Below are 26,481 nucleotides of genomic sequence, written 5' to 3'. Positions count from 1 at the left end.
CCCGTCGTGCGCCGCTGACGGCCCCCCGTCGCGGGGGGGGGCCCGCGCGCGCCGCGCCGTCCTGCGCCACGTCCGCACGGCCGACGGCCCCGTCCCCCTGGGCGCGGTCGCGCAGGCCGCCCTCACCGCCGACCCGAGCATGACCGCCACGCAGTGGGCCGGCGCCGGCGGGTTCACCGCCTGGTTGACCCGCACGCTGCCCGAGCTCGGCGTCTCCACGCGCCCGCCCGGCCACGTCTGGGACGCGCGCCGCTTCGGCGAGGCCGACCTGCCGGGCGCGGTCGCGGACACCGACCCGACCGACCTGCAGCGCCAGGTCATCGCCGTGACCGACACGCCGGGCCTGAGCCAGGCGCAGTACCGCGTGCTGCTCGAGACGCTGGCCGCCGACGTGTCCGCGCACCCGTTCGACCGCGTGACGACGTCGCGGCGCGTGCACGAGGCGTGCCAGCAGGCGGGCGCCAAGGTCGGCCGGTCGACCGTGAACTTCGTGATCTCCGGCGTGCTGTACGTCGGCCTCGCGCTGTCGGAGCCGCGCGCGCCGCGGGACGTCGCACGGGCGTGGGCCGACAACGTCATCGGCCTGTGCCGCGGCGCGCGCATGGAGCTGACGTCGGGCGACGCCGCGGCGATCCGCTCGTGGGTCGGCGGCGGGCTCGCGGACGCCTGACGGGCACGCCGTCGCGGTGACGCACCACGGCCCGGCCGCCCCGAGCGGGGCGACCGGGCCGTGCGTGCCGGTGGTGCGTGCGAGGTGTTCCTGCGGGTGGTGCGTGCGCGTCAGGCGACGGCGGGGCTCGCCGTCACCTGCGCCGCGGCCGGGCCGCGGTAGGTGCTGCCGTCGAGCCAGAGGACGTAGAGGAAGATCAGCGGGAGCAGCACGAGGCCGACGGTGAAGCCCGTGCCATGGCCGAAGGACTTCGCGACGTCGTTCCACAGGACGACCGCGACGACGATGTTCACGACGGGGACGAGCAGGAGCAGGATCCACCAGAGCGGGCGCCCGGCGATCTTGAGCAGCACGATCGTGTTCAGGACGGGGACGAAGCCCTTCCAGCCGTCCTCGCCGGCCTTGGTGAAGATGCCGTAGAGCGGCAGCCCGACGAGGACGACGCCGAGGACGAGACCGACGAGGGAGCCGACGCCGGCGCCCGCGGCAGCGGCGGCGGTGTCGGTCGTGGTGAGTGCGGTGAGCATGGCGCGCACCGTAGCGCTGGACGCCCGTCCGATGTCGGGATTGCGCCGTTTCGTCCCCCAGACGGGACGCGATCCATCCGAACGGCTCAACGAGACCGGGCGGCGGTGCCCGGCGGCGGGTGCGTCAGAGCAGGAAGCCCTCGACGAGCGCCGCGAGCTCGTGCGGGCGCCGCACCGGGAGGAAGTGCCCGGCGCGCGGGACGACGGCGAGGCGCGCGTCGGGCAGCGCGTCGACGATCAGAGCCGTGTGCTCGGGCCGGACCGCGTCCCGCTCCCCCACCACGACCAGCACCGGGACGTGCACGCGCGCGAGGTCCGCGGGGTCGATCTGCGGGTGCTCGGTCATCAGCGCCGTGCGCTCCGCCGCGCCGGCGAGCGCCGGCAGCACCCGCGAGGCGGCGCGCAGGACGCGCACGGCGGCCACCGTCGGCGCCAGCGTCGCGCGCGTCATCCCGGCCGGGAAGAGGTTCGCCCCCACGACGACGAGGCGTCCGACCAGCTCGGGCCGGCGCAGCACGAGCTCGAGCGCCACGTTCCCGCCGTCGCTGAAGCCGAGCACGTCGACGTCCCGCAGGCCCAGCGCGTCGAGCACGGCGGCGACGTCGTCCGCCATGGCGGCGATGGTCAGCGGGCCGTCGCCGCGCGGGGACCGGCCGTGCGCGCGCGAGTCGACGCCGACGAGCGTGCGTCCGCGCCCGAGCGAGGGCACGAGCCGGTCGAACACGTGGTGGTCCTCGCCGTTGCCGTGCAGCAGCACGAGCGGGCGCCCGGAGCCGCGCGCGACGACCCACAGGGGGCCGACGCGCCCGCCGGGCGCCGCGAGGTCACGCAGGGACGGTGCCGCGGGCTCGCTCATCCGGGCAGGCTAGCGACGGTCGCCGGCACCCGCGCGCGAGCCGTCAGCGCAGCGCGTCGGCCAGCAGCCGCAGCGTGTCCTCGCGCGCCGGCGAGCGGTCGGCCGGCGTGCCGCGGAACGCGCCGGTGACGGGCGAGACCATGAGCTCGTCGGTACCCAGCCACCCGGCGAGGTCCCGCACCTGCGCGGCCGCGGACGCCGGGTCCCCGACGATCCACGACTCGCTCAGCGTGGCGAGCAGCGGCTCGGCGGCGGCCGGCAGCGGGTTCTCCTCCGCGTCCTCGACGAGCTCCTGGGGGGCGAGCGGCTGGCCGGAGCGCAGCCGCCACATCGTGCGCACCTGCGGCAGCGTCAGCCGGCGCGCCTCCTCGGCGGTCGACGCCACCGCGACGTTCGCGACCGCGATGGTGCGCGGCTCGGCGAGCTCGTCCGACGGCACGAAGGTCTCGCGGTACAGGCGGACGGCCTCACCCGTCCCGCGCCCGGCGAAGTGGTGCGCGAACACGTACGGCAGGCCGAGCCGCCCCGCGAGCTGCGCCGAGTACGTCGACGAGCCGAGCAGCCACAGCTGCGGCACGGTCGTGGCGCGCGGCGTCGCGTGCAGCGGGTAGGTGCTCGACCCGACGCGCACCTCGACCCCCTGCGGGCGCACGAGCGCGCGCAGGGTCGCGACGTCGTCGTCGAACGTGTCGACGCCGTCGGACTGCTGGCCGCGGCGCAGCAGGTGGCTGGTGACCGGGTCCGACCCGGGCGCCCGGCCGATGCCGACGTCGACGCGACCGGGGTACGCCGCCTCCAGCAGCGCCACCTGCTCGGCGACCACGAGCGGCGAGTGGTTGGGCAGCATGACGCCGCCCGACCCGACGCGCAGGCGGCTCGTGGCGGCGGCGATGATCCCCATGAGCAGCGGCGCGTTCGTCGCGGCGACGGCGGGCATGTTGTGGTGCTCGGCGACCCAGTACCGGCGGGCGCCCACCTCGTCGGCGACGCGGGCGAGTGCCAGCGTGGCGGCCAGCGCGTCGGCGGTGGTCTGGTCGGCGCGGACGGGGACGAGGTCGAGCACGGAGAGCGCGGTCACGTCGGTGCCAACCGCGGCGGGCGCCCAGGGCATTCCGGGACCTGCGTCACGCGCACTCCCGGGCGTCAGTCGCGCTCGAGCAGCGTCAGCACCTCGTAGTGGCCGGTGTGCGGGAACATGTCGAGCACCTGCGCGCGCCGCGGCCGCAGGGACGGCATGGCCGCGAGGTCGCGCGCCAGCGACGCGGCGTGGCACGACGAGTAGAGGACGCGCCGGACCCCGGACGCCTCGAGCCAGCGGCTCAGCGGCTCGCCCAGCCCGCGGCGCGGCGGGTTCACCACGACGAGGTCGGGCGCCGCGTCGGCCGCGAGCGCGAACGCCGTGGCGTCGCCGGCCAGGAAGCGCGTGCCGGTCAGCCCGGCCTCGCGCGCGGACTGCTCGGCGCTCGCGACGGCCTCGGCGCTCGACTCGACCCCGACCACCGCGCGTCCCGGCCGGGCCATGTGCAGGGCGAACCCGCCGACGCCGCAGTACAGGTCCCACACCGTCGCCGGCGCGACCTCGTCCGCCCACGCGGTCGCCTGCCGGTACAGCGCGGCAGCGACCTCGGTGTTGGTCTGGAAGAAGCTGCGCGCCCGCAGGTGCAGGTCGAGCCCGTTGACGTGCATCCGCAGCGTCGTGCGCTCGGTCAGCACCTCCTCGCGGTCCCCCTCGAGCACGGCGGCGTGCGCGGGCTGCACGTTGACCGACGCCACGGCCAGCGCGGGCACCTGCTCCCGCAGCCACGGGAGGTGCTTGCGCACGCGCGCGAGCGCCTCGGTGCTGCGCAGCACGAACCGCACCATGAGCTCGCCGCCGGGGCTGACGGTGACGAGCAGGTGCTTGAGCTCGCCGCGCCGCGCGGGCACGTCGTACGGCGTCAGACCGGCGCGCACGACGAACGCGGCGAGCGGCGGGAACGCGTCCGAGAGCGGCGCCGGGTACAGGGGGCAGCCCTGCAGGTCGACGCCGTGGCCGTGCGCGTCGAGGATGCCGAGCGTCGGCGCGTCGGCCGTGCCGGCGACGACCATCTTCGCCTTGTTCCGGAAGCCCGCCTCGGCGCTGGTGACGGGCGGCAGCCACGTCAGGCCCGCCGGGTCGCCGAGCAGGACGCGCACGCGCCGCTCCTTGTCGGCGACCTGCGCCGGGTACGGCTGCGCGAGCAGCGTGCACGACCCGCACACGCCCGCGTCGAAGTAGGCGCAGCGCATCCGTCCAGGGTAGGCGCCCGCCGCCGCGTCACCGGGGTGAGTCCCGCCACGCCGGGCACGGCCGGCCCGGGCACGACGACCTCCGGCACGAGCGACCCGGCACGAGCGAACCCGCACGAGCACCGTCGGCACGACGCGGCGCGGCGGTCCGGTCCCCGAGGGACCGGACCGCCGCGCCGTGGCGACCGCGGTGGGTCAGTAGCCCTGCGGGCTGTACGCCTCGCTCCCCCGGTCCTGGTCCTGGCCGGTGGCGGACTGGACGTTGCCCTGGACGCGGTCGCGCGCGCCCTGCGCCTCGTCCTTGACCGACGCCGCCTCGTCCTGGCCGACGCCCTTGACGTGCTCGACGCCCTCCGTGGCGCGCTCCTTGAGCGCGGTCGCGGCCTCCTGCGCGGGCTCCCGCAGGTTCTGGGCCGCCTCCTGGGCGACGCCCTTGACGGCCGGCGCGAGGTCCTGCGCCTTCTCCTTGACGGCCGTGGCCGCACGGGTCTCCTTCTGCGAGGCCGGCAGGAGCGAGCCCGCGAGCCAGCCGACGCCGAAGGCGATGAGGCCCGCGGCGAGCGGGTTGCCCGCGGCCGCCTCCTTGGCGCGTGCGGGCGCCGCCGCGGCGGCGTCCTTCACGTGCCCGGGCGCGTCGGCCAGCGAGCCGCCGACCGACGAGCCCGTCGACGAGGCCGACTCCTTGACGCCGTGCGCCGTGTCCGCCACCGAGTGGCCCGCGTCGCTGACGGTCCCCATGACCCGCTCCTTCACGTCGGTCAGCCGGCTCTTCACCTCGTCGGCCTTGCGGTGCGCGACCGTCTTCGGGTTCACGCTGTCCGTCAGCTGGTCGACGTTGGCCGAGAGGTCCGCGCGGGTGCGCTCGATGTCGGCGCGGATCTGGTCCGGGTCGCTCGTGCTCATCGGTTCTTCTCCTCGTGTCCTCGGGCGGCGTTGGGGATCTTCTTCAGGGTCTCGGCCGTGCGCGGTGCGCCACCGACCTGCTTGACCTGCTTCTGCCCGCGCTTGGCGAGCACCAGCGCGACGACTCCCCAGAGGATCGCCACGACCAGGGCCGACCAGCCCCGGTTGATGAGGGCGCCGAGCGCCCACCACAGCGAGACGGAGACGAACACCAGCGCGAGGTTCGCGGCGACCGCTGCGCCGCCGAACATGCCGGCGCCCGTGCCGGCCTTCTTCGCCTGGTCGGTGAGCTCGACCTTCGCGAGCTCGACCTCCTGGCGGAAGAGGGTCGACAGGTCCTGCGTGATCTCGCCCAGCAGCGTGCCGATCGACGGGCGGTCGTCGCCGTCACCGGCGGGACCGGCCGCGCCGGCGGGCGTGCCCGCCGGGTAGCCGGCCGCGCCCGCGGGGCCCGCGGCGCCCACGGGGTCGGTGGGCCCGTACCCGGTGGTCATCGCTGGTCCTCCCGCTCGACACCGCTCCACGGCTCACCGGTCGCGGTGCCGCCCAGGCCGGCCTCGTCGTCCGGGATGCCGCCGGGCGTGGTCTGCACCGGCGCGGGGCCGCCGACCGTCTCGTCGGGCGCGGCGCCCTCGCCGTACACGGCGCGCGACGCCGCGAGGTACTCGGGCTCCTCGGCGGCGGGCGTCCCCCACGCGCCCTGCCCGGCGACGGTCGAGGCGTCGTCGGCGACGGAGCCGGTGGGCAGCGGGCCGGTCGTGCCCAGGTCGTCCGCGCCGGCGGCCGTGCCGCCCGCGAACCCGGCGCCCGTCGCGTAGCCGGCACCGGTCGCGTAGCCGGCCGACGTGCCGCCGACCGTGCCGCTCGTCGGCGTCGTCGTGCCCGTCGTCGTGCCCGTCGTCGTCACCTCGCCCGACGTGCCCGTCGTCGTCACCTCGCCCGACGTGGAGCCGCTGTCGGACGCCGCGCTCAGGCCGCGCGTCAGGCGCCCGGCCAGCAGGCCCGCACCGGCCGCGACGGCCAGGAAGACGCCCGGCCGGCGGCGTGCGAAGTCGGAGACGGCGGTGATCAGCTCGCCGGGCTCGCGCTCGTCGAGCCAGGACGCGGCCGTGCCGGTCCGGTCGGCGACCTGACGCGCGAGGTCGGTGGCGAGGCCGCCGCCCTCGGAGCTGTCGGCCATGCGGGCGAGCTCGTCGCCGAGGCCCCGCAGGCCGTCGGCGAGGCGCTTCTGCTGGGCGCCGGCCTGGCCGCTGACCTCGGTGCGGGCCTGGTCGAGCAGGCCGCGGGCCTGCTCCTTCGCCTCGGCCGTCACCTGCCGGGCCTGGTCCTTGGCCTCGTGCGCCACGGTGCGGCCGCTCTCGGCCGCGCTCTGGGCGACGCCGGCCGCCTCCTGCTGCGCCGCCTGGGCGGTGTCCTTGGCGGTCTGCGTGGCCGATCCCGTGCCGCTGCTGGCGCCACCGGGCTGGCCGGCTGCGTAGTCGGTGCTCATGTCGTCGTCCTCTCACCACGGGTGCGTGCACCCGTCGGACCGCTGGAGTCGTTCGCCGTCCCGCTGCGAGGGCAGGGGGTGCCGTCGCGACGACCTGGCGGTCGCCGTGCGGGACGGTGTGCTGGTGGCCGTCTGCTCGACCTGGTCGGCGCGACGAGCGCGCCGTGTCCCGGGGTGCGCACCCCGGACCTGATCCCGGTCCGCGGGGTGCGCACCCCCGCGGCCGGCTCGTACAGCGACGCTAGGCACGCCGTCCAGGTCCCGCCACCGGAACGGGACGCACCGGGCGGCCGGGCCGCCCGGGACCGGCCGCCCGGGCGCCCGGCCGTGGTCCGCGCGCGGTCCGGCACGGCGCGGCCTACGGTCGGGTGGACGTCCCCGCGACCAGGAGGCCCCGTGACCGCAGCCCGAGGACCCGCCGCACCCCCCGGCCCGGCAGGTCCGGGCCCCGACGGGCCGGCGCGGACCGTCGCACGGGTGCTGCTGGGCGCGGCGCTGGCGTTCGCCGGCACCGGGCACCTGTCGTTCGCGCGGCAGGACTTCCAGGCGCAGGTGCCCGGGTGGGTGCCGCTCGACCCGGACGTCACCGTGGTGGCCTCGGGCGTCGTCGAGCTGGCCCTCGGGACGGCCCTGGTGGCGGCGCCGCGGCGCTGGCGCCCGGTGGTCGGCGGCGTCGTCGCGGCGTTCTTCGTCGCCGTCTTCCCCGGCAACGTGTCGCAGTACGTGACCGGGACCGACGCGTTCGGCCTCGACTCGGACGCGAAGCGGCTCGCGCGCCTGCCCTTCCAGCCGCTGCTCGTGCTGTGGGCGCTGTGGTCGACCGGGGCGTGGCGCACCTTCCGGGCGTGGCGCGCCGCTCGGGGCGCCACGCGCCGCCCGGGCGCGTGACGCGCGTGCCGACGCCCGCCGACCTCGCCCCCGTCGCCGCGGCCGTCGTCCGCGCCAACCTGACGACACCGTGGCCGTACCACCTCGTGCACCTGGCGTCCGCGGCCGACGACGTGCGCACCCCCGCCGAGCTGTACCCCGCGTTCCACACGTCGTTCGACTGGCACTCGTGCGTGCACATGCACTGGCTCGGCGTCGAGGTGCTGCGTGCCGGGCACGCCGACGCGGCCCTGCGCGCCCTGCTCGGCACGACGCTCACCGCCGGCCGCGTCGCCGGCGAGGTGGCGTACCTGCGGGCGCACCCGGCGTTCGAGCGTCCGTACGGGTGGGCCTGGGCGGCGCGCCTGGCGGCGTCGTGCCGCGCGGCCGCCGACGCCGGTGACGCCGACGCGGCGGCGTGGGCGGACGCGACGGCGCCGCTGGCGGCGACCGTCCTCGACCTCGCCGTCCCGTGGCTGGCGCGCGTCGAGCTGCCGGTCCGCCACGGCGTGCACTCCAACACCGCGTTCGGGCTCGCCCTGCTGCTGACGGCGGCGGACGACCTGGGCCTCACGGACACCGCCCGCCGGCTGCGCGAGGAGGCGGTCCGGCTGTACGGCGACGACCGCGACTGGGCGACCCGCTGGGAGACCAGCGGGCACGACTTCCTGTCCCCCGGCCTCGCCGAGGCCGACCTGATGGCCCGCGTCCTGCCGGCGGACGCGCTGCACGCGTGGTGGACGGGCTTCCTGCCCCGGCCGCTCGAGCTCGCGCGGCCCGTGCGCGTGGTCGACCCGACGGACGGGTACGCGGTGCACCTGGACGGGCTCAACCTCTCGCGCGCGGGCGCGCTGCTGCGGCTGGGCGCGGCGCTGGACGACCCGGCACTGCGCGCGGCGGGCGAGGAGCTCCTCGCCGTCGGGCTGCGGGCGCTCGACAACCCGGACTTCGTGGCGACGCACTGGCTCGCGTCGTTCGCCTGGGACGCGGTGGCCGGCGGCTGAGACGTGGGTCCGCGCGTCGAGCACCGGACGCGCCGATGTCGGTGGCAGGGTCGAACATGTGTTCGTGCCCGAGCCCCGCGCCGCGATCCTCCACGCCGACCTGGACGCGTTCTACGCGTCGGTCGAGCAGCGGGACGACCCGCGCCTGCGGGGCCGTCCCGTGGCGGTGGGCGGCGGCGTCGTGCTGGCGGCGTCGTACGAGGCGAAGCGGCGCGGCGTCCGCACCGCGATGGGCGGCCGCGCGGCGCGGGTCGCGTGCCCCGACCTCGTCGTGGTGCCGCCGCGCTTCGAGGCGTACGTGGAGGCGAGCCGCGCCGTCTTCGCGGTGTTCCACGACCTGACGCCGGCGGTGCAGGGCGTCTCGATCGACGAGGCGTTCCTCGACGTGGGCGGCCTGCACCGCCTCGACGCGACGCCGCCCGTGGACCTCGCCGCACGGCTGCGCGCGCGCGTGCGCGCCGAGGTGGGGCTGTCCATCACCGTCGGCGTGGCGCGCACGCCGTTCCTCGCGAAGGTCGCCAGCCGCGTGGCCAAGCCCGACGGCCTGCTGCTCGTGCCGCCCGACGGCGAGGACGCGTTCCTGCACCCGCTGCCGGTCGAGCTGCTGTGGGGCGTGGGCGACGTCACCGCGGGGCGCCTGCGCGGCTACGGGCTGCACACCGCCGGGGACGTGGCCGCGCTGCCCGAGCACGTGCTCGTGGGCGTGCTCGGGCCCGCGGCGGGCCACCACCTGCACGCCGTGGTGCACGGGCGCACGCCGGAGCACGTCGTGACCGACCGCCGCCGGTCGTCGGTCGGGGCGCAGCGCGCGCTCGGGCCGGGACCGCACGCGCCGGCGGACGTCCGGTCAGCCCTGCTGGGGCTGGTCGACCGGGTGGCGCGCCGGCTGCGCGCCGGGCACCGGACCGCCCGCACGGTGGTCCTGCGCCTGCGGTTCGCGGACTACACCCGCGCCACGCGGTCCCACACGCTGGCGCACGCGACGGACTCCGGCGAGCGGCTCGCCGCGGCGGCGACCGCCCTCCTCGAGGACGCGGCGCCGCTCGTGCGTGAGCGCGGGATCACGCTCGTGGGCGTCTCGCTGACCAACCTCGGCTCGGACGACGCGGTGCAGGACCTGCTGCCGCTCGAGCACGCCGACCGGTCCCCGCTCGACACCGCCGCGGACGCGGTGGCGCAGCGCTTCGGCAGCGGGGCGGTCGTGCGTGCGAGCCTGCTGCGCACGGGCGAGGGGTTCGCGGTGCCGCAGCTGCCGGGATGACGGCGCGCACCGGCCCGGCACCCGCATATCCCGTACCGCGCCCGCGTCCGCGCACCCCGGGCCGGGGCGCCCGACCGCCCGTGCGGAGCACCGGGGACCGTGGTCCACTGTGCCCGTGCCGCTGACCGTCGAGCCCTGGGTCCTCCGCGAACCGACGCTGGACGTCGACGACCTCGCCCGCACCGCGGCCCTGCTCACGGTCGCGAACGGCCACCTCGGCGTGCGCGGCGTGCTGGAGGAGCAGCGCCCCTCGGTGCCCGCGGGCACGCTGCTGTCGCCCGTGCACGAGCGGTACCCGCACGGCTACGCGGAGCACGCGTACGGGTACCCGGACCACGAGGACCGGCTCGAGCCGGTCGTCGACGCGTGCGGCGTGGCCCTGGACGTCGACGACGAGCCGTTCGACGTCCGCACGGGCACCCTCGAGCACCACGAGCGGCGGCTCGACCTGCGCACCGGGGTGCTCGAGCGGGAGGCCGTGTGGACGTCCCCGGGCGGCACGACCGTCGAGGTGCGCACGCGCCGCTGGGTGTCGCTCGTGCGGCGCGAGCTGGTCGTCGCGACGTACGAGGTGCGCGCGCCGCGCGGGGCCCGGGTCCGCGTGCGGCCCGTGCCGGGCTGCGCGGGGCCGTCGTCGGACGCGTCCGGCCCCGGGCTGGTCACGGAGGCGTGCGGGCACGAGGACGGTGCGACGTGGGTCGCGCAGCGCACGGTGCTCGCGGGCGTCGGGGCGGTGCTCGCGACGGCGCACGCCGTGTCCGCGTCCGGCGACGCCCGGCACCGGTGGGCGTCCGCACCGCACGGCCGCGCGCTCGAGGCGGACCTCGGCGCGGGCGGCGCCGTGCGGGTGACGACGCACGCGGCGTACGCGTGCGGGCGCCGCCCCGTCGAGAACCTCCTCGCCGACGCCCGCGCGGTGCTGTCCGACGCGGCCGACGCGGGCGACGACGCGCTCGAGGCGGAGCACCGCGCCTTCCTCGACGACGTGTGGGAGCGCGCGGACGTCGTCGTCGAGGGGGACCACGAGCTCCAGCAGGCCGTGCGGCTCGCGGTCCTGCACACCGTGCAGGCGGCCGCGGCGGTCGAGGGCACGGGGCTGCGCGCGAAGGGGCTGACCGGCACGGGGTACCACGGGCACACGTTCTGGGACGCCGAGAGCTTCGTGCTGCCGGTGCTCGACCACGTCCTGCCGACGGCCGCGGCGGCGCACCTGCGCTGGCGGCACGCGACGCTGCCGCGGGCCGTGGAGCGGGCGCGCACCCTGGGCCTGCCGGGTGCCGCGTTCCCGTGGCGCACGATCACCGGGACAGAGTGCTCCGGCTACTGGCCGGCCAGCACCGCGGCGGTGCACGTCACCGCCGACATCACGCTCGCCCTGGTCCGCCACGTCGCCGTCACCGGGGACACCGAGCTCGAGCGGGAGATCGGCGTCGACCTCCTCGTGCACGGCGCCCGGTTCTGGATGGGGCGCGGGCACCACGACGCCGACGGCGCGTTCCACCTGCACGGGGTGACGGGCCCGGACGAGTACACCGCCGTCGTCGACGACAACACGTACACCAACCTGGTGGTGGCGCGGTCGCTGGCCGCCGCCGTCGACGTCACGGGACGCCGGCCGGACGACGCCCGGCGCCTCGGTGTCGACGACGCGGAGCGCGCCCGCTGGGCGGCCGCCGCCGACCGCGTGGTCGTGCCCTACGCGGACGACCTCGGGGTCACCGAGCAGTCCGCGGGCTTCACCCGGCACCCCGGGTGGGACTTCGCGCGCGGGCCCGACGGCTGGACGCCGTACGAGGACCGCGTGCACTACACCGAGCTGTACCGGCACCAGCTGGTCAAGCAGGCGGACCTCGTGCTCGCGCTCGTCGTGGCGGGCGACCGGTTCAGCACGGAGCAGAAGCGCCGCGACTTCGCCTACTACGAGCCGCTGACCGTGCGGGACTCGTCGCTGTCGGCGAGCGTGCAGGCCGTCGTCGCGGCCGAGCTCGGGCACCTCACGCTCGCGCACGCGTACACGCGGGAGTGTGCGTTCCTCGACCTGCACGACCTGCGCCGCGAGACGCAGGAGGGCGTGCACGTCGCGGCCATGGCGGGCACGTGGGACGCGCTCGTGTCCGGCTTCGGCGGGCTGCGCCTGGACGGCACGGCGGTGCGGCTCGCGCCGCGGCTCCCGCCGGGCGTCTCGCGCCTCGTCTTCCGCGTGCAGGCGGACGGGTCCCGCCTGGAGGTCGACGCGCGCCGCGACGAGGTCACCTACCGGCTGCTCACCGGGGACCGGCTGCCGCTGCGGCACGGCGACGAGCCGCTCGTCCTGACGTCCGCGGAGCCCGAGGTGCGCCGCGCCCTCGAGCCGGTCGCCGAGCCGACGCCCCCGCGTCAGCCGCCGGGCCGGGAGCCGCGCACCTAGGGCAGGCCCGCCGCCCCGAGCTCGCGCGAGCGCAGGAGGCGCCGGTACGTGCTGCGCGGCGCGACCGAGCACCAGCCCGCGACCTCGTCGTCGACGTAGACGAGCACGCCCGGGCCGGGCTCGGTGTCGCACAGGGCGCTCATGTACGCCGGACGCTCGTCGTTCGGGACGCCCGAGTCCCGGTACGCCGTGCACCAGCACGTGCCGGCGCCGGGCCGCCGCGGGCCCACCACCCGCGCGAGGTCGTCGAACCGTCCCGCGGCGGGCCGCACGTCGGTCGTCATGCCCCGACGCTACGCCCGGGCACCGACGCAGCGGCACCGGCGCCCCCGTCCGCCGTGGGCGCGCGCCTCAGCGGCCGTCCGGGGCGGGCGGCGCCGGCGGCAGGGTGACGAGGAACGTCGTGCCCTCCCCCACCGTGCTCTGCACGTCGAGCCGGCCGCCGTGCGCGTCGACGACCGCCTTCGTGATGGACAGGCCGAGGCCGACGCCGGGGATGGCGCGGCGTGCCGCGTTCGTCGCGCGGAAGAACCGCGAGGCGAGGTTGCCCAGCTCGTCGGCGGGGATGCCGATGCCGGTGTCGGACACGGCGAGGTGCGCGCCGCCCTCGGCGGTCGGCGCGACCTCGACGCGCACCGAGCCGCCCTGCGGCGTGAACTTCAGCGCGTTGGACACGAGGTTGTCGACGACCTGGCCGAGGCGCACGGGGTCGGCCTGCAGCGGGGCGTCCTCGATGGCCGGGACGAGCGTGACGCGCGCCTGCTCGGCCGCGGGGGCCGCCGACGCGAGCGACGCGCGCGCGACCGCGCCGAGGTCGGCGGCCTGCGGGGTGATCGCGAAGGTCCCGGCGTCCACCTGCGCCGACAGCAGGAGGTCGCTGACGAGCCGCAGCTGCCGGCGGGCGTTGCGCTCCACCACGGTGAGGTACTCGCGCTGCTCGTCGCTGAGGGGCTCCGTGCCGTCGAGGAGCAGCTCGAGGTAGCCGAGCACCGACGTGAGGGGCGTGCGCAGCTCGTGGCTGACGAGGCCGAGGAACTGGTCCTTGAGCCGGGCGGCCTCCCGCTCCGCCGTGACGTCGGTGGCGACGACGACGTACCCGCCGACCGATCCGTCTGCCTCGAGGCGCCGGGTCACGGCGAGCCGGACCGTGACGTGCGCGCCGTCCGCGCGCACGTACGTCCAGTCCCGGACGTCCGCGCTGCCCGCGCGCACGGGGGCGACGAGCGCGTCGACGAGGTCCCGCTGCTCGGCGAGCGGGCCGTCGCCGTGACGTGCCGGCGCCGAGCGCTGCCGCGCGCGCCGGTCGTCGATCTCGGCGCTCAGGTGGAAGTCCGTCAGGTGCATGCGGCCGACGACCCCGCCCTGCGGGTAGCCGAGCAGGCGCTCCGCACCCGGGTTGAAGATCTCGACGAGGCCCTCGCGGTCGGTCGCGATGATGGCCTGCTCGGTGGCGGAGTCGATGACGGACACGAGCTGGTCGCGCGCCGCCCGGTGCGCGCTGGCGGCGCGCTGCAGCTCGACGGCCGACTCGCGGGTGCGCGCCAGCAGCTCGGCCTGCTCGGCCTGGAGCGCGGCGAGCCGGTGGTTGTGCGCACGCATCCGCTCGGTGGTCTCGTGCACGAGCACGCTCACGGCCAGCGCGCTCGCCGCGACGAGGAAGCTGCGCAGCGCGACGACGTCCTGCTCGACGTGCGGGTCGAGCACCGCCGACACCGCCACCGTGGCGGCCGTGCCGACGGTGGCGACGAGGATGCGCGTGCGCCCCGGACGCGCGCTCAGCGTGATCACCGGGATGTAGACGAGCGCCGCGTACGGCGACGCGAGCCCGCCCGTGCCGACGCGCAGCGCCGCGACCGCCGCGATCTGCAGCAGCGGCAGGAGGTCCTGCGCGCCGCTGCGCACGCGCCGCCACGGCACGGCGAGGGCGAGCACGAGCGACGCGACGGTGAGGACCACGGCGACCACCACCGCGGCGGGTGCCGTGATGTCGACGCCCGGCAGCCACAGCGTCGCCGCCGCGACCACGAACAGGACGGCGAACGGCAGCTGCCGCTCGAGGACGGTGCCGTCGGGCCCGAGCCGGCGCGAGACCGCGCGCAGCAGCCGCGACGACGACGTGGCCCAGTCGGGCGCGGGCGCCTCCCGCGCCCGCGTCGCCGGCCTCTCCGGGGGCGCCGGGGTGCCGTCGACCCCGGCGCGCGCGGTGCGGGCGTCGGTCACCGCGTCACGGCCTGCAGGACGACCGCGACGGCGGTCGCCAGCGCGCCGGCGGCCGACGCGACGACGACCCAGCGCTCGCCGCGCCGGTTCGCCTCGATCTCGTCCTCGAGCGCGTCCGGGGTGAGCGTCGCCCACCGCTGCGTGCGCGTCGCGGGCGGGTCGGCCCGCTCGGGCCGGGGTGCGCTCATGCCGCCACCCTCCCCGTCTTCTCGGTCTTGTCCCACACCATCGCGTCGCCGCGCCACTCCTTGACGTAGGCGTCGAGCGTGATCGCGCACAGCACGGGCCCGTACCCGACGACGTAGAGCAGCGGGCGGGACAGCCACCCGACCCAGCGGCGCCCCTCGAGGCCGCGGACGACGTGCGCCATCACCATGGACAACGCGGGCCACGAGTACAGCAGCAGGAGCCACGCCTCGCGGCCGCCCGCGCTGAGCTCGACGCCGAACCAGCCGGGGACCACGTCCTCCCAGAACTGCGGGAAGCCGGCCGCGACGATGAGCACGAGCGCGCCGAAGCCGGGGAACGTCAGGCCCTCGAACCACGACCGCCGGGCCGTGTCGAGGTCGACGAGCAGCGCCGTCACCGTCAGGTACACGTACGCCGCGATGCCGACCCACCACAGGTTGCCGAACAGCTCGGTCGCCAGTGTCGGCTCGGCGAAGTGCAGCCCGATGAGCCCGACGGACGACAGGATCAGCGTGAACGGCAGCGCGTACGTCGAGAACCACACGAGCCCGAAGCCGAACGACCCGAGCCGGTGCGTGCGCGACGGGCGGAACCACACGCGGCGGAAGCGCTTCGTGATCTGCACGTTCCCGCGGCCCCACCGCGCGCGCTGCTTCCACAGCGCGCGGATCGAGTCGGGCTCCTCCGCGAGCACCACCGCCGAGCCGTCGAAGACGACGCGCCGGCCGTCCATCTGCGTGAGGAACGTCGTGACGGTGTCCTCGGCGAGGGTGGTCGTGTCGATGCGGCCGCCGAGCGCCTCGAGGTTCTCGCGGGTGTGCAGCTGCGCACCGCCGGCGAGGCACGCGAGCGCGCCGATGACGTTCTGCGCGCGCCGGGCGCACGCCTGCGCGGTCACGTACTCGTAGCCGATGAAGCGGGCGACGCCGCCCGGCTTGCTGCTGCCCTCGCGGATGTACGCGGTGACGGCGCCGATCGTCGGGTCGGCGAGGTGGCGCGTCATGCGGCGCAGCGCGTCGGGCCGGTAGATGACGTCGGCGTCCGTGATGAGCAGCGCCTGCATCCAGTCGTCGGCGAGCACCTCGCGGATGCCGTGGTTGAGCGTGTGCGCCTTGCCCTGGCCGCCCTGCTCGCGGCGCAGGTGGATCACGCGTCCCGGGTAGCGCTCCGCCTCGGCCCGCACCACGTCGGGGGTGTCGTCCGTGCTCGCGTCGTCGATGACGTACACGCGCAGCCGCTCCGGCGGGTACTGCAGCCGCATGAGCCGCTCGATCGACGCGTGCAGCACCGCGCCCTCGTTCCACGCGGGGATGAGCACCGCGACGTTCGGCAGGTACGGCGCCGCCGCGGGGAGGTGGTTGCGCCACGCGTGCACGGGCAGCAGCGCGTACTGGTAGAGCCCGCCGATGGCGGGCACGACGCCGACGGCGACGCACGCCACCAGCAGACCCACGAGCACGCCGTGGAGCACGTCCCCCGTCATGCGGTCCCCCCGGTCCCACGGGCCGGCGCGAGCCGGCGGTAGACGCCCACGTCCGTGGCGACGTGCGCGTCGGTCGAGGCGACGAGCAGCACGCCCGCCCCCGCCCAGCGTGCGCGCACCCGCGGTCCGGGGCACGCCCACTTCTCGTTCACCTCGACCGGCGTGCCGGTGGCGACCAGCACGGCGGCGAGCGCGTCGAGCAGCGCGTCGGGCACGTCGTCCTCGGACAGGCCGACCTTGGGCAGCACCGAGAACGGGTGGGCCAGCTGCGCGCGGCCGGTGCGCTCGACGGCCCGCGCCGTGGCGGTGACGAGCATCTCCACGACGTCGGCCGGGCGCACCGCGCCGGCGTCGAGGCGCTCGCGCACGAGGCGCGGGCTCCACGGCCCGTCGGGACCGGGCAGCTGGTGGTCGGCGAGCAGCACGCGGTCCGGGCCGTCGGGCGTCCCGAGCGCGGCCAGCACGTCGGCGGGCGCGTCGACGGCCCCCGCGACGTCGAGGACCTTGGCCTCCACGCCCGTCAGCACCTCGAGCCCGTCGACCGGGGGCAGCGCGCGGACGGCCGCGAGCATGTCCGGCACGTGCGTCGACGTCGTCCGCACGTGGTCGACCATGCGGATGCGCCGCAGGCCGGCGCTCCGCGCGGCCGCCAGGTTCTCCGCGGGCGTCGACACCGCGTCGTCCGAGAACGTCGAGTGGACGTGGTGGTCCTCGTCGAGCCGCGGCGTGCCCGCCGCGGGTGCGGTGGCGGTGCGGTCGGCGCTCATCGCGGGCCCAGGACGTCCTCGACCGGCAGGAACACGTCCTCGAGGTAGCGGACGTTGGCCAGGGCGCGGTGCTCGACGCGGTCCGGGACGGGCCGGCCGAGCACGGCGTCGAGCACCAGCGACGGCATGTCGACGCCCGACGCGATCGTCAGCGGCATCGCGCCCGGGAACCGCGGGTTGACCTCCAGCAGCGCCGGGACCCCGTCCGCGTCGCGCTTGAGCTGCACGTTCGCCACGGACGTCAGCCCCACGGCCCGCGCCACGGCCGAGGCCGTCTCGACGAGGTCGACGTCGTGCAGCGTCACGCCGGCCACGGCCACGCCCGAGTCGACGCGCGTGCGGGCCCGCGGGACGGCGGCCACGACGTGCCCGTCGGGCGCCGCGAGGACGTCCACCGAGTACTCGTCGCCGGGCAGGAGCTCCTGCACGAGCAGGTCCTCCTCGGCGTGCACGGCGTCGAGCTCGGCCGCGGACGCGACCGTGCGCACGCCGCGCGAGCCGGCGCCGCGGCGCGGCTTGACGATGACCGGGAACTGCCAGCCGTCGAGCGCCTGCGGCGTGCCGACCAGCTCGGTCCGCGGCGTGCGGACCGTGCGCTCGCACGCGCGGGCGAGCGCCAGCTTGTCGAGGCACGTCTCGATCGTCGCGAGCGACGGTGCCGCGAGCAGCGTGCCCGCGGCCGCGAGGTCGTCGCGGGCCGCGGCCAGGCGCGGCAGCTCGACGTCGACGGTGGCGAAGAGCACGTCGACCTCGTCCTCGCGGCACATCGCGCGCACCACGTCGACGAAGTCGTCCGCCCGCCCGGCGGGGACGAGGCGCCGGTGCGCGGCCGGCACGAGGTAGAGAGCGCTGGCCCAGGGGTCCATGTCCGCCGCCAGCACGTCGACGTCCCCGCGCCGCAGCAGCGAGCGGATGACGGCAACCCCGGCGGGTCCGCCGGCTCCCGTGACGAGCACCCGGGTCATGCCACCACCCCTTCGTCCTGCTGCCGACCCCGCGCGGCGGGTGCCGCCGCGCGCTCTCCCCCGCCGACCGCCGCCGCGGACCGCACCGTCTCGAGCGGCTCCGCGTAGGTGCCGGTGCCGAACCGCGACCAGTACCGCGCCGTGGCGCGCACGACGTCGGGCTGCAGGTAGTCGCGGTGCGCCTGCGACGCGAACGCCGCGAGCATCTCGAGCTTCGTGTCGACGAACCCGTCGACGGGCACGAACCGGTCGGGCCGGTAGTCGACCGTGGCCGACGGGCTCTGGAAGCACGCGAGCGACGGCACGCGGCGCGTCGCGACCGCGACCGCCTCGTGCACCGCCCGGTGGTCCTGGTGCCGGTCGTTCTTCGAGTGCGTGTAGCAGATCGTCGGCTGGACGTCGGCCACGGTCTGCTCGACGACGCCGATCAGGCCGTCCGTCTGCGCCATCCGCGTGTCCGGGAAGTCGTGCAGGAACAGCCGGGCACCGATGACGGCGGACGCGGCGAGCGCCTCGCGCCGTCGCACGTCGGCGTCGCCGCCGACCGCCCCGCCGGACATCGTCAGCACGACGACGGTGTCGCCCGCGGCCCGGTGCGACGCGAGCGTCGCGCCCACCCCGATCTCCACGTCGTCCGGGTGCGCACCGACGGCGAGCACGACCGCCCCCGAGCTCGCGGTCGCGCGCCGGCGCCCCTCCGCCGCGAGGGCCATGACGCGCTCGAGCAGCATGCCGGCGGCGACGGGCTTGACGAGGAACTCGTCGGCGTCGCGCCGCAGCGCCTCGACCGCGTAGTCGACGGTCGCGAACGCCGTCATGACGGCCACCGGGACGCCCGGGGCCCGGGACCGCAGCTCGACGAGCAGCTCGAGGCCGCTCATGCCGGGCATCTGGATGTCGGTGACCACCACGTCGAACGTCCGGTGCGCCACCTCGGCGAGGGCCGACGCGGGGTCGTGCACGACCGTGACCGACATGCCGCCACGCCGGCTCAGCACCGTGCGCACGTACTGCGCGGTGTCGACGTCGTCCTCGACCACGAGGACCTCGTACTGCTCCCCCGCCACCCTCTTCTCCCCCCGACGCTCGAGCAACGCTAACCCGCTCGCGGGGCCCCGGCACACGGGCGACGCCGACCTGGACAGCCGTCTGACCAGGCCTTTCGGACGTTTCGGACGAGCCGGGCACGGTCTCACCCGGTGTACGGGCCGTCGACCGGCGCACCGCGCAGACGGACGCCCCGGCACCCGTGGGTGCCGGGGCGTCCGGTCGGGACGTGCGCCGTCAGGCGCGCGCGCCCACCGCGCCCTCGCGGGCGGGGACGGTCGCGTCCGTGGCGTCGGACTCCGCCGACTCCTCGCGCGCCTCCTGCACCTCGTCGGTGAAGAGGTCGTCGACGCGCGCCGACTCGTACCGGCCGACGTCGAGGATGCCCTCGCGCTTGGCGACGATCGTCGGCACGAGCGCCTGCCCGGCGACGTTCACCGCGGTGCGGCCCATGTCGAGGATCGGGTCGATCGCCAGCAGCAGGCCCACGCCGGCGAGCGGCAGGCCCAGCGTCGACAGCGTGAGCGTCAGCATCACGACGGCCCCGGTGAGGCCGGCGGTCGCGGCCGAGCCGACCACGGAGACGAACGCGATGAGCAGGTAGTCCGTGATCGAGAGGTCGACACCGAAGAGCTGCGCGACGGTGATGGCGGAGATCGCGGGGTAGATCGAGGCGCAGCCGTCCATCTTGGTCGTGGCGCCGAGCGGCACGGCGAACGACGCGTACGAGGCGGGGACGCCGAGGTTGCGCTCGGTGACGCGCTGCGTCACCGGCAGCGTCCCGATCGACGAGCGCGAGACGAAGGCCAGCTGGATCGCCGGCCAGGCGCCGCGGAAGTACGCGCCGATCTTGAGGCCGTTCGTGCGGAGCAGCACCGGGTAGACCACGAACAGCACGATCGCGAGCCCGGTGTAGATCGCGGCGGCGAACGTCGCGAGCGGCGCGAGCAGGTCCCAGCCGTACGTCGCGACGGCGCGGCCGATGAGGCCCAGGGTGCCGAGCGGCGCCAGGCGGATGACCCACCACAGCACCTTCTGCACGACCGCGAGCGCCGAGCGGCTGAACGCGAGGAACGGCTCGGCGGCCTTGCCCGTGCGCAGCGCGGCGATGCCGACGACGAGCGCGATGACGACGATCTGCAACACGTTGAACGAGATCGACGTGTCGGCGCTCAGGGCGCCGTCCGCGCCGGCCTCGACGCTCGTCTCGCCGCCCAGGCCGAGGAAGTTGCCCGGGATGAGACCGTTCAGGAAGTCGAGCCAGCTGCCGGTCGTGCCCGGCTCGGTCGCCTCCTCCGTGCTGAGCGTGGTGTTCGCGCCCGGCCGGAAGACCAGGCCCAGCGTGATGCCGACGACCACGGAGATCGCGGCGGTGATCGCGAACCACAGCAGGGTCTGCCCGGCGAGCCGCGCCGCGTTGGTGACCTGCCGGAGGTTCGCGATCGACGCGACGATCGCGAGGAACACGAGCGGCGGCACGATCGCGCGCAGCAGCGTGACGAAGGCCGAGCCGATCTCGCTCAGCGTCGTGGTCAGCCAGTTCGGGTCGCCGTCGGCGTTCACGGGGCCCATGCGCAGGGCGATCCAGCCGAGCAGGACGCCGAGGCCGAGGCCGAGGAGCACCTGGACGGTGAAGGACGGCATCCGCAGCCGGCGCCGGGACGGCGCGGGCGTGGCGGTGGTGGAGCTGGTGGACACGGGTCGGTGCCTTTCGAGCAGGCGCGCGGGGGCGCCGGTCGGCGTGCGTGCGGGTCTCGTCACGCGGGGGGGTGCGGGGGCCGGCCCCCCGAGGGGCACGGCGGTCCGGCGCGGGGCCGGGGGCCTGCGGACGCCGGCGGGGCCGGTCGGCGCGGCGCGGGACGTGCCGCGGTGCGGGCGGCGCCGGGGCTCAGCGAGCGGAGGGCGTCAGTGCGCGCAGGGGCACGGGGAGGTGCGACAGAGCGCGCTGGCGACCCGGCGGAGGTCGACGGCGCGGCGCTCGGTCAGGTGCCACGTGCTCACGTGCGGCGTCCTCCCCGGTGTCGTCGTCGCGATCTCGTCGTCGCGGTCCCGTCGTCACAGCCGCATCGTCCCGGCCGTGGGTTCCAACACCCTCCCACGGGACTTCATTCCCGCGCACGGCGGGCGGCACGGCCGACGTGGTCAGCGCGGCACGAGACCCGTGACGGGGTCGCGGCCCGTCAGGCAGTACACCTGGCCGGCCGGGTCGCGGAGCACCGTCCAGCCGTGCCCCTCGGCGACGTGCGCGGCGCCGAGGGCGAGGTGCTCCGCGGCGACCGCGGCACGCGTCGGGCCGCACGCCAGGTCGAGGTGGGCGCCCACGGTCGTGCGCGGGTCGTCGTCCCCGAGCCGCTGGAGCATGAGCCGCAGCGGGATCCCCGCCGGACGCTCGAGGACCGTGAACTCCGGCCGCGCGCCGGTGCGCGCCGGCCACCCGGTCAGCGCCGGCCAGAACGCGCGCTCGGCGTCGAGCAGCGCCGCCGGGACGTCGAGGCACAGCTGGTCGACCCGCTGCGCGCCGCCCCCGGGGCCGGCCACGGGCTCCGGCCGACGTCGTTCGCCGCCGTCGGGGACGAGGCAGAGGACGAACCCGCCGGGCGACGCGAGCACCACGTGGTCCTCGCGGTGCAGCTCGGTGGCGCCGAGGTCGCGCGCGAGCGCCGCGTGCGCGGCGACGTCGGCCACGTGCACGTCGACGTGGACCCGCGGCACGTCGCCGGTGCGCTGCACCCGCAGGTACGCGTCGCCGTCGGGCGGGAGCAGCGTCGCGAACTCACCCGCCGACCCGCGCGCAGGGGAGCGCGTGCTGCGCGTCGCCGCGCACCAGAACGCCGTCCCGGCCTCGTGCACGGCGGCCGGCAGGTCGAGGAAGGCGGTCGTCCACACCACGGGCACGCGGGGACGCTACCGCCGTGGCGGCCGGCGCGCGCTCCCCCTCGTCCATCGCCCTCCTCCTCGATGCTGAGCCCCGGGCCTGCGGCTCCACCCGTCGACGGTGCCGCGGCCGCCCCGGACGGTGGCAGGGTGGCGGCGTGACGACCGCTCCCCCACCCGCCCCGCTGCCCGCGGCACCGGCCGTCACGCCGTCCGGGTCGCACCCGGCCGTGCTCACGGAGATCCAGGCGCGGCGGCTCGGGCCGGTGCGGCGGTTCTTCGTCGTGCACCCCGGCGCCATGGACGCCGTGGTCGTCGTCGTCTACGCCCTGCCCGCGCTCGTGCTCGGCGTGCTGTCGGCGGACCTCGGGACGGCCGCCGCCGGCATGACCGAGAGCCAGGTGGAGCGCGTCGTCACCGTGACCGTGCTGGGCGTGGTGCTCGGCGGCGCCGCGCTGGCGTGGCGCCGGCACCGGCCGGTGCTCGTCGCCGGGGTCATCGCCGTCCTCGGGGGGCTGTCGCTCGCCGTGTCCGGCCAGGTCGGCACCCTGGACCTCGCCCTCACGTTCGCCGTCTACGCCGTCGCCGCCAACCGCGCGCCGCGCGTCACGTGGCTGACCTTCGGCGCCACGTTCCTCGTGCTGGCGGGGGCGATGTGGCTGTGGCAGGCGCCCGACCTGGCGACGGCGACGGTGGACGCCACCGCGGGCGCCGCGACCGCCGAGCGGGCGGTCCCGGCCCCGTCGGACGGGTCCGGTCCGACGGCGGCACCGGAGCTCCTGCCCGACGGGACGCCCGTCCCGACCCCGGACACGATGAGCCCCGTCACGTCCCGCGTCGTCGGCTCGTCGTCGCAGCTCGCGATGATGCTCATCGCCACGTCGATCGGCACGAGCGTGCGCAACCGCCGCCTGCACGTCGCCGAGCTCGTCGCCCGCACCAACGCCCTCGCCCGCGAGCGCGACCAGCAGGCCCGCATCGCCCGGTCCGAGGAGCGCACGCGCATCGCCCGCGAGATGCACGACGTCGTCGCGCACAGCATCTCGGTCATGATCGCGCTGTCCGACGGCGCGTCGGCGGCCCTGCGCCGGAGCCCGGACCTGTCCCGCACGGCGCTCGACGAGCTGTCGGCCACGGGCCGCTCGGCGCTCGCGGAGATGCGCCGCGTGCTCGGCGTGCTCGACGACGACGGCGCGCCGCTGGCGCCGCAGCCCGGCAGCCACGACCTCGCCGCGCTGGTCGACCGGTTCCGTACGGCGGGCCTGCCCGTCGACGCCCGCGGGCTCGACACCGCGCTGCCGGCCGAGGCGACCCTGCAGATCGCCGTGCACCGCGTGGTGGCCGAGGCGCTGACCAACGCGCTCCGGCACGCGCCCGGCACGCCGCGCGTGCAGCTGTGCCTCACGCGCACGGCCGACGCGGTCGAGGTCGCGGTGCTCGACGACGGCCCGCGCGGCCCCGTGCCCGACGCGGGCGGCTCGGGCCGCGGCCTCATCGGCATGCGCGAGCGTGCCGCCGTCTACGGCGGCACGGTCGACGCCGGCCCGCGGCCCGAGGGCGGCTGGCGCGTGCACGTGCGGCTGCCCTTCCCCACCGACCTGCCCGCTGCGGACCCGGTCGGCGCGCGGCCGGCCGACGCGCCGCCGGCCGCCGCGGCCGTCGATCCCCCCGCCCCCCGCCCGACCACCACCACCGCCACCATGGAGGACGCATGACCCGGGTGCTGCTCGTCGACGACCAGGCGCTGCTGCGCATGGGGTTCCGCCTCGTGCTCGACGCGGAGGACGACCTGGAGGTCGTCGGCGAGGCGGGCGACGGCCGCGCGGCGATCGAGCAGGTCGCGGCGCTGCGGCCGGACGTCGTGCTCATGGACGTGCGCATGCCGGGCATGAACGGCATCGACGCCACCGAGCGCCTCGTCGCGTCGCACCCCGGCACGCGCGTCCTGATCCTCACGACCTTCGACCTCGACGAGTACGCGTTCGCCGCCCTGCGCGTGGGCGCCAGCGGGTTCCTGCTCAAGGACGCCCGGCCCGCGGAGCTCGTCGCGGCGATCCGGTCGGTCGCGTCCGGCGACGCCGTCGTGTCGCCGCGCGTCACGCGGCGGATGCTCGAGATGTTCTCCGGCCAGCTCCCGGCGGTGCAGGACGGCGCCGACGACGACGGGGTGCACCCGCGGCTCCGAGAGCTGACGCCGCGCGAGCTCGAGGTGCTCCAGCACGTCGCCGAGGGCCTGTCGAACGGGGAGATCGCGACGACGCTGTTCCTGTCCGAGGCGACCGTGAAGACGCACGTCGGGAACATCCTCGCCAAGCTCCGCGTCCGCGACCGCGTCCAGGCCGTCGTCCTGGCGTACGAGACGGGCGTCGTGGGCGTCGGCCGGTCGGGACGTCCCGCGGGCTGACCCGCGCGCCCCCGATGAGTTCGCCGGCGCCCACCGGTCGGACGCCAGTGGACGCACCGCGACCGCGGGAGCCCGGAGAGGGAGAAGCACCATGACCGACACGACGACGTACCGCACCCTCGACGTCCCTGGCGCGACGATCGCGTACGACGTGCGCGGCCCGTTGCCGACGGCCGACGGCCGGCCGCCGCTCGTCCTGATCGGCCAGCCGATGGACGCGTCCGGGTTCGGCACGCTCGCGACCTACCTGACCGACCGCACGGTCGTCACGTACGACCCGCGCGGCCTCGGCCGCAGCACACGCACGGACGGCACGGACCGCCAGGACCCGCGGCAGCAGGCGGAGGACCTGCACGCACTCGTCACCGAGCTCGGGACCGGACCCGTGGAGCTGTTCGGCTCCAGCGGCGGGGCGGTCACCGGGCTGGCCTGGGTGACCGCGTACCCCGACGACGTCGCGACGCTCGTCGCGCACGAGCCGCCCCTCGTCCACCTCCTTCCCGACGCCGAGCGGGCCCTCGCCGCGGACGCGCGGGTCAGCGCCGCGTACGCCGAGCGCGGCTGGGGCGCCGGCATGGCGGCCTTCATCGTCATGACGTCGTGGGAGGGCGAGTTCCCCGAGGACTTCCTCGCCGAGCTGCCCGACCCGGCCCAGTTCGGGATGCCGACGGAGGACGACGGCACCCGCGACGACCCGCTGCTGTCCGACGCCTCGAAGGCCGTCTCGGGCTACGAGCCGGACGTCGACGCGCTGCGTGCGTCACAGACGCGCATCGTCCTCGCCGCCGGCGAGGAGAGCCTGGCGATCATCACCGGCCGCGCGACGCAGTCGCTCGCCGACCTCCTCGGCACGACCGTCGAGGTGTTCCCCGGTGGGCACGGCGGGTTCCTCGGTGACGAGTTCGGCATGCCGGGCAAGCCGGAGGAGTTCGCGGCGCGCCTGCGCGAGGTCCTGGGCGCCTGACGGCGCCCGGCCCTGGCGGTGTGCAGCGTTCGTCACGCAGGACGCGACGAACGCTGCACACCGTGGTCGGCCCCCGGCGCTCCGCAGCGTCGCGGGTGCGTCAGCGGGTGCTCAGGACCTCGCCGACGAAGCGCGCCGAGCGCTCGCGCAGACCGGCGATCCGGCGCGCGACCATCTCCGCACGGACCGCCTCGACGTCGGACCCGGCCTCGGTGCGCGTCGGCGGGCGCCGCACGTTCGCGGAGCACAGGAAGTCGGTGCAGATGAGCGTGCCGATGGTGTTGCCGCGCCGGCCGGACGCCCCGCCGCGGCGCGCGACGTAGAGCGTGACGTCGTCGGTGACGACCACGTCCTCGCACCACGCGCACACGGCACGGCGCCGGTGGCGGGTGCGGTCGCCGGAGCGCAGCAGCACGCCGGTCGGCTCGCCGTCGACCTCCAGCACGACGTAGGCGGCCAGGGGCGCCTTGCGGTCGCGCCAGCCGAGGTAGTCGAGGCGGTCCCAGTCGAGGGCGTCGAGGTCGGGCAGGGTCGCCTGCGTCGCCTCGCGGCGGCTGGCGTTGACGAAGGAGTCGCGGATCTGCTTCTCGGTCAGGGGGTGCATGTCGGGCTCGGCTTCCGTGGCTGGTGGGAGCCGCCGGGCGCGGGTGCGCGGAGCGCACGGCCGGGCCGGGACGCGCGAGCGTGCTCGGCGCGCGGGTCGGCGGCGGGGGCGGGCTGGCGCGTCCGCCCTCCGACGCCCCGGGCGCACGGACGCCGGCACGGCGGTGCCGTGCGCGTCCTGCCGTCGCCGGCGCGGGGACGGGGCGGCGGGGCCGCCGGCACGTCACCCGCGCGAGGCGGTGGGTCCGGGTGTCAGAGGTGCGCGACGCGATCGCGCGCGGACGCCGAGCAGGCCTGCACGGCCACCTCGCGCCCCGCGGTCTCGTCCCGCACGTCTCGCTCCCTCGTCCCGCCGGTCGTCGACCGGTCCGTCGGGTCGGGGCCGGTCCTGCCGGTCCCCGTCCGCTGCCCGGTCGTCCCGGGCCCTGTCCGGCGGCCGCGTGGTGCGGCGCCGGTCGTCGATGGTACGCCTCTCGCGGCGTACGTCGACGGCGCCGCCCCCGTGGGGTCGGCGCCGTCGGTCAGCCGCCTGTGGTCGCCAGGGGGCCGACGTGAGCCTGCGTCAGCGCGGGCGACGGGCGCCGGCGCGGCTGCCCATGGACATCCGCACCGCACCGCCCGTGCCGGACGACGCGGGCGCCGCGCCACGCGCACCGGCGGCCTGCGGACGACGTCCGCCCTCGCCGCGCGGCTGCGCCTGACCCGTCGTCGAC

General features: G+C 76.8%; 25 protein-coding genes and 1 pseudogene. 8 read left to right on the top strand and 18 right to left on the bottom strand.

Features of this window, described 5'->3' with window-relative positions:
* Window positions 1–670: pseudogene (locus AB6N23_RS09000) on the top strand (NYN domain-containing protein); the annotation flags it as partial.
* A gap of 110 nt (window positions 671–780) precedes the next feature.
* Here AB6N23_RS09000 and AB6N23_RS08995 read toward each other — a convergent pair.
* The 7 genes from AB6N23_RS08995 to AB6N23_RS08965 form a co-directional block, all read right to left on the bottom strand.
* Window positions 781–1,197, bottom strand: a complete 417-nt coding sequence (locus AB6N23_RS08995; RefSeq protein WP_412865750.1) for a DUF5684 domain-containing protein — start codon at window positions 1,195–1,197, stop codon at window positions 781–783.
* Window positions 1,198–1,321: 124 nt separating this feature from the next.
* Window positions 1,322–2,053, bottom strand: a complete 732-nt coding sequence (locus AB6N23_RS08990) for an alpha/beta fold hydrolase (protein ID WP_412865749.1) — start codon at window positions 2,051–2,053, stop codon at window positions 1,322–1,324.
* Window positions 2,054–2,096: 43 nt separating this feature from the next.
* Window positions 2,097–3,164 carry an LLM class flavin-dependent oxidoreductase gene (locus tag AB6N23_RS08985; protein WP_412865748.1) on the bottom strand — a complete coding sequence of 356 codons (1,068 nt, stop codon included), beginning with the start codon at window positions 3,162–3,164 and terminating at the stop codon, window positions 2,097–2,099.
* Window positions 3,165–3,196: 32 nt separating this feature from the next.
* A complete protein-coding gene (rlmC, locus tag AB6N23_RS08980) occupies window positions 3,197–4,321 on the bottom strand; it encodes a 23S rRNA (uracil(747)-C(5))-methyltransferase RlmC (protein WP_412865747.1) in 1,125 nt (374 codons plus the stop codon).
* 195 nt (window positions 4,322–4,516) lie between these two features.
* Window positions 4,517–5,224 carry a DUF3618 domain-containing protein gene (locus AB6N23_RS08975; protein WP_412865746.1) on the bottom strand — a complete coding sequence of 236 codons (708 nt, stop codon included), beginning with the start codon at window positions 5,222–5,224 and terminating at the stop codon, window positions 4,517–4,519.
* Entirely contained in the window at window positions 5,221–5,718 is a 498-nt protein-coding gene (locus AB6N23_RS08970) for a phage holin family protein (protein ID WP_412865745.1), read from the bottom strand. Before AB6N23_RS08970 ends, AB6N23_RS08975 begins: the two co-directional genes overlap by 4 nt.
* Window positions 5,715–6,713, bottom strand: a complete 999-nt coding sequence (locus AB6N23_RS08965; protein ID WP_412865744.1) for a hypothetical protein — start codon at window positions 6,711–6,713, stop codon at window positions 5,715–5,717. The genes AB6N23_RS08970 and AB6N23_RS08965 overlap by 4 nt, the downstream gene beginning before the upstream one ends.
* 396 nt (window positions 6,714–7,109) lie before the next feature.
* On the opposite strand from AB6N23_RS08965, the gene AB6N23_RS08960 reads away from it, so the two are divergent.
* The 4 genes from AB6N23_RS08960 (at window position 7,110) to AB6N23_RS08945 (ending at window position 12,252) form a co-directional block, all read left to right on the top strand.
* Complete coding sequence (locus AB6N23_RS08960) at window positions 7,110–7,601, top strand: DoxX family protein (RefSeq protein WP_412865743.1); 492 nt, start codon at window positions 7,110–7,112, stop codon at window positions 7,599–7,601.
* On the top strand, window positions 7,559–8,584 hold the full coding sequence (locus AB6N23_RS08955) for a DUF2891 family protein (RefSeq protein ID WP_412865742.1): 1,026 nt from the start codon (window positions 7,559–7,561) through the stop codon (window positions 8,582–8,584). Before AB6N23_RS08960 ends, AB6N23_RS08955 begins: the two co-directional genes overlap by 43 nt.
* A 64-nt stretch (window positions 8,585–8,648) precedes the next feature.
* Window positions 8,649–9,845: a DNA polymerase IV gene (dinB, locus tag AB6N23_RS08950; protein WP_412865741.1), complete on the top strand. Its 1,197-nt coding sequence runs from the start codon at window positions 8,649–8,651 to the stop codon at window positions 9,843–9,845.
* 115 nt (window positions 9,846–9,960) lie between these two features.
* Entirely contained in the window at window positions 9,961–12,252 is a 2,292-nt protein-coding gene (locus tag AB6N23_RS08945; protein ID WP_412865740.1) for a glycoside hydrolase family 65 protein, read from the top strand.
* Here the strand turns inward: AB6N23_RS08945 and AB6N23_RS08940 are convergent.
* The 10 genes from AB6N23_RS08940 to AB6N23_RS08895 all read right to left on the bottom strand — a co-directional run bounded on the left by AB6N23_RS08940 (window position 12,249) and on the right by AB6N23_RS08895 (window position 21,818).
* Window positions 12,249–12,536 (bottom strand): hypothetical protein, encoded by a 288-nt coding sequence (locus AB6N23_RS08940; protein WP_412865739.1) that lies wholly within the window; start codon window positions 12,534–12,536, stop codon window positions 12,249–12,251. The two genes, AB6N23_RS08945 and AB6N23_RS08940, sit on opposite strands and share 4 nt — an antisense overlap.
* A gap of 67 nt (window positions 12,537–12,603) precedes the next feature.
* Complete coding sequence (locus AB6N23_RS08935; RefSeq protein ID WP_412865738.1) at window positions 12,604–14,472, bottom strand: sensor histidine kinase; 1,869 nt, start codon at window positions 14,470–14,472, stop codon at window positions 12,604–12,606.
* Window positions 14,469–14,660 (bottom strand): hypothetical protein, encoded by a 192-nt coding sequence (locus AB6N23_RS08930; RefSeq protein WP_412865737.1) that lies wholly within the window; start codon window positions 14,658–14,660, stop codon window positions 14,469–14,471. The genes AB6N23_RS08935 and AB6N23_RS08930 overlap by 4 nt, the downstream gene beginning before the upstream one ends.
* Window positions 14,657–16,144: a glycosyltransferase family 2 protein gene (locus AB6N23_RS08925; RefSeq protein ID WP_412865736.1), complete on the bottom strand. Its 1,488-nt coding sequence runs from the start codon at window positions 16,142–16,144 to the stop codon at window positions 14,657–14,659. Before AB6N23_RS08925 ends, AB6N23_RS08930 begins: the two co-directional genes overlap by 4 nt.
* Window positions 16,141–16,911: a PHP domain-containing protein gene (locus AB6N23_RS08920; protein WP_412865735.1), complete on the bottom strand. Its 771-nt coding sequence runs from the start codon at window positions 16,909–16,911 to the stop codon at window positions 16,141–16,143. Before AB6N23_RS08920 ends, AB6N23_RS08925 begins: the two co-directional genes overlap by 4 nt.
* Complete coding sequence (locus AB6N23_RS08915) at window positions 16,908–17,876, bottom strand: ATP-grasp domain-containing protein (RefSeq protein WP_412865734.1); 969 nt, start codon at window positions 17,874–17,876, stop codon at window positions 16,908–16,910. The genes AB6N23_RS08920 and AB6N23_RS08915 overlap by 4 nt, the downstream gene beginning before the upstream one ends.
* Window positions 17,873–18,943, bottom strand: coding sequence for a response regulator (locus AB6N23_RS08910; protein WP_412865733.1), 1,071 nt, complete (start codon window positions 18,941–18,943; stop codon window positions 17,873–17,875). Before AB6N23_RS08910 ends, AB6N23_RS08915 begins: the two co-directional genes overlap by 4 nt.
* 217 nt (window positions 18,944–19,160) lie before the next feature.
* On the bottom strand, window positions 19,161–20,567 hold the full coding sequence (locus tag AB6N23_RS08905) for a dicarboxylate/amino acid:cation symporter (RefSeq protein WP_412865751.1): 1,407 nt from the start codon (window positions 20,565–20,567) through the stop codon (window positions 19,161–19,163).
* Between the two features lie 261 nt (window positions 20,568–20,828).
* The gene (locus AB6N23_RS08900) at window positions 20,829–20,924 is read right to left on the bottom strand and encodes a putative leader peptide (protein WP_412865732.1); all 96 of its coding nucleotides are present in this window, start codon (window positions 20,922–20,924) and stop codon (window positions 20,829–20,831) included.
* 141 nt (window positions 20,925–21,065) lie between these two features.
* Window positions 21,066–21,818: a VOC family protein gene (locus AB6N23_RS08895; RefSeq protein WP_412865731.1), complete on the bottom strand. Its 753-nt coding sequence runs from the start codon at window positions 21,816–21,818 to the stop codon at window positions 21,066–21,068.
* Between the two features lie 137 nt (window positions 21,819–21,955).
* Here AB6N23_RS08895 and AB6N23_RS08890 point away from each other — a divergent pair, with 137 nt between their 5' ends.
* The 3 genes from AB6N23_RS08890 (at window position 21,956) to AB6N23_RS08880 (ending at window position 25,165) form a co-directional block, all read left to right on the top strand.
* Complete coding sequence (locus AB6N23_RS08890) at window positions 21,956–23,512, top strand: sensor histidine kinase (RefSeq protein WP_412865730.1); 1,557 nt, start codon at window positions 21,956–21,958, stop codon at window positions 23,510–23,512.
* A complete protein-coding gene (locus tag AB6N23_RS08885; protein WP_412865729.1) occupies window positions 23,509–24,201 on the top strand; it encodes a response regulator in 693 nt (230 codons plus the stop codon). The genes AB6N23_RS08890 and AB6N23_RS08885 overlap by 4 nt, the downstream gene beginning before the upstream one ends.
* Window positions 24,202–24,292: 91 nt before the next feature.
* The gene (locus AB6N23_RS08880; RefSeq protein WP_412865728.1) at window positions 24,293–25,165 is read left to right on the top strand and encodes an alpha/beta fold hydrolase; all 873 of its coding nucleotides are present in this window, start codon (window positions 24,293–24,295) and stop codon (window positions 25,163–25,165) included.
* A 100-nt stretch (window positions 25,166–25,265) separates the two neighbouring features.
* Here the strand turns inward: AB6N23_RS08880 and AB6N23_RS08875 are convergent, their stop codons facing one another.
* Window positions 25,266–25,769, bottom strand: a complete 504-nt coding sequence (locus AB6N23_RS08875; RefSeq protein ID WP_412865727.1) for an FBP domain-containing protein — start codon at window positions 25,767–25,769, stop codon at window positions 25,266–25,268.
* Window positions 25,770–26,481 lie beyond the last annotated feature (712 nt).

This window comes from Cellulomonas pasadenensis (assembly GCF_047229365.1).
Classification (GTDB): domain Bacteria; phylum Actinomycetota; class Actinomycetes; order Actinomycetales; family Cellulomonadaceae; genus Cellulomonas.
The sequence above is the reverse complement of the archived record's forward strand: the minus strand, read 5'-3'. Positions and strand labels throughout refer to the sequence as shown.

Excerpts from the sequence above, each read along its gene's own strand:
- AB6N23_RS08985 (WP_412865748.1), bottom strand. The coding sequence starts at position 3,164 with ATGCCCTGGGCGCCCGCCGCGGTTGGCACCGACGTGACCGCGCTCTCC.
- AB6N23_RS08965 (WP_412865744.1), bottom strand. The coding sequence starts at position 6,713 with ATGAGCACCGACTACGCAGCCGGCCAGCCCGGTGGCGCCAGCAGCGGC.
- AB6N23_RS08905 (WP_412865751.1), bottom strand. The coding sequence starts at position 20,567 with ATGCCGTCCTTCACCGTCCAGGTGCTCCTCGGCCTCGGCCTCGGCGTC.
- AB6N23_RS08970 (WP_412865745.1), bottom strand. The coding sequence starts at position 5,718 with ATGACCACCGGGTACGGGCCCACCGACCCCGTGGGCGCCGCGGGCCCC.
- AB6N23_RS08975 (WP_412865746.1), bottom strand. The coding sequence starts at position 5,224 with ATGAGCACGAGCGACCCGGACCAGATCCGCGCCGACATCGAGCGCACC.
- AB6N23_RS08930 (WP_412865737.1), bottom strand. The coding sequence starts at position 14,660 with ATGAGCGCACCCCGGCCCGAGCGGGCCGACCCGCCCGCGACGCGCACG.
- AB6N23_RS08880 (WP_412865728.1), top strand. The coding sequence starts at position 24,293 with ATGACCGACACGACGACGTACCGCACCCTCGACGTCCCTGGCGCGACG.
- AB6N23_RS08885 (WP_412865729.1), top strand. The coding sequence starts at position 23,509 with ATGACCCGGGTGCTGCTCGTCGACGACCAGGCGCTGCTGCGCATGGGG.
- AB6N23_RS08915 (WP_412865734.1), bottom strand. The coding sequence starts at position 17,876 with ATGACCCGGGTGCTCGTCACGGGAGCCGGCGGACCCGCCGGGGTTGCC.
- AB6N23_RS08925 (WP_412865736.1), bottom strand. The coding sequence starts at position 16,144 with ATGACGGGGGACGTGCTCCACGGCGTGCTCGTGGGTCTGCTGGTGGCG.
- rlmC (WP_412865747.1), bottom strand. The coding sequence starts at position 4,321 with ATGCGCTGCGCCTACTTCGACGCGGGCGTGTGCGGGTCGTGCACGCTG.
- AB6N23_RS08920 (WP_412865735.1), bottom strand. The coding sequence starts at position 16,911 with ATGAGCGCCGACCGCACCGCCACCGCACCCGCGGCGGGCACGCCGCGG.
- AB6N23_RS08875 (WP_412865727.1), bottom strand. The coding sequence starts at position 25,769 with ATGCACCCCCTGACCGAGAAGCAGATCCGCGACTCCTTCGTCAACGCC.
- AB6N23_RS08995 (WP_412865750.1), bottom strand. The coding sequence starts at position 1,197 with ATGCTCACCGCACTCACCACGACCGACACCGCCGCCGCTGCCGCGGGC.
- AB6N23_RS08940 (WP_412865739.1), bottom strand. The coding sequence starts at position 12,536 with ATGACGACCGACGTGCGGCCCGCCGCGGGACGGTTCGACGACCTCGCG.
- AB6N23_RS08990 (WP_412865749.1), bottom strand. The coding sequence starts at position 2,053 with ATGAGCGAGCCCGCGGCACCGTCCCTGCGTGACCTCGCGGCGCCCGGC.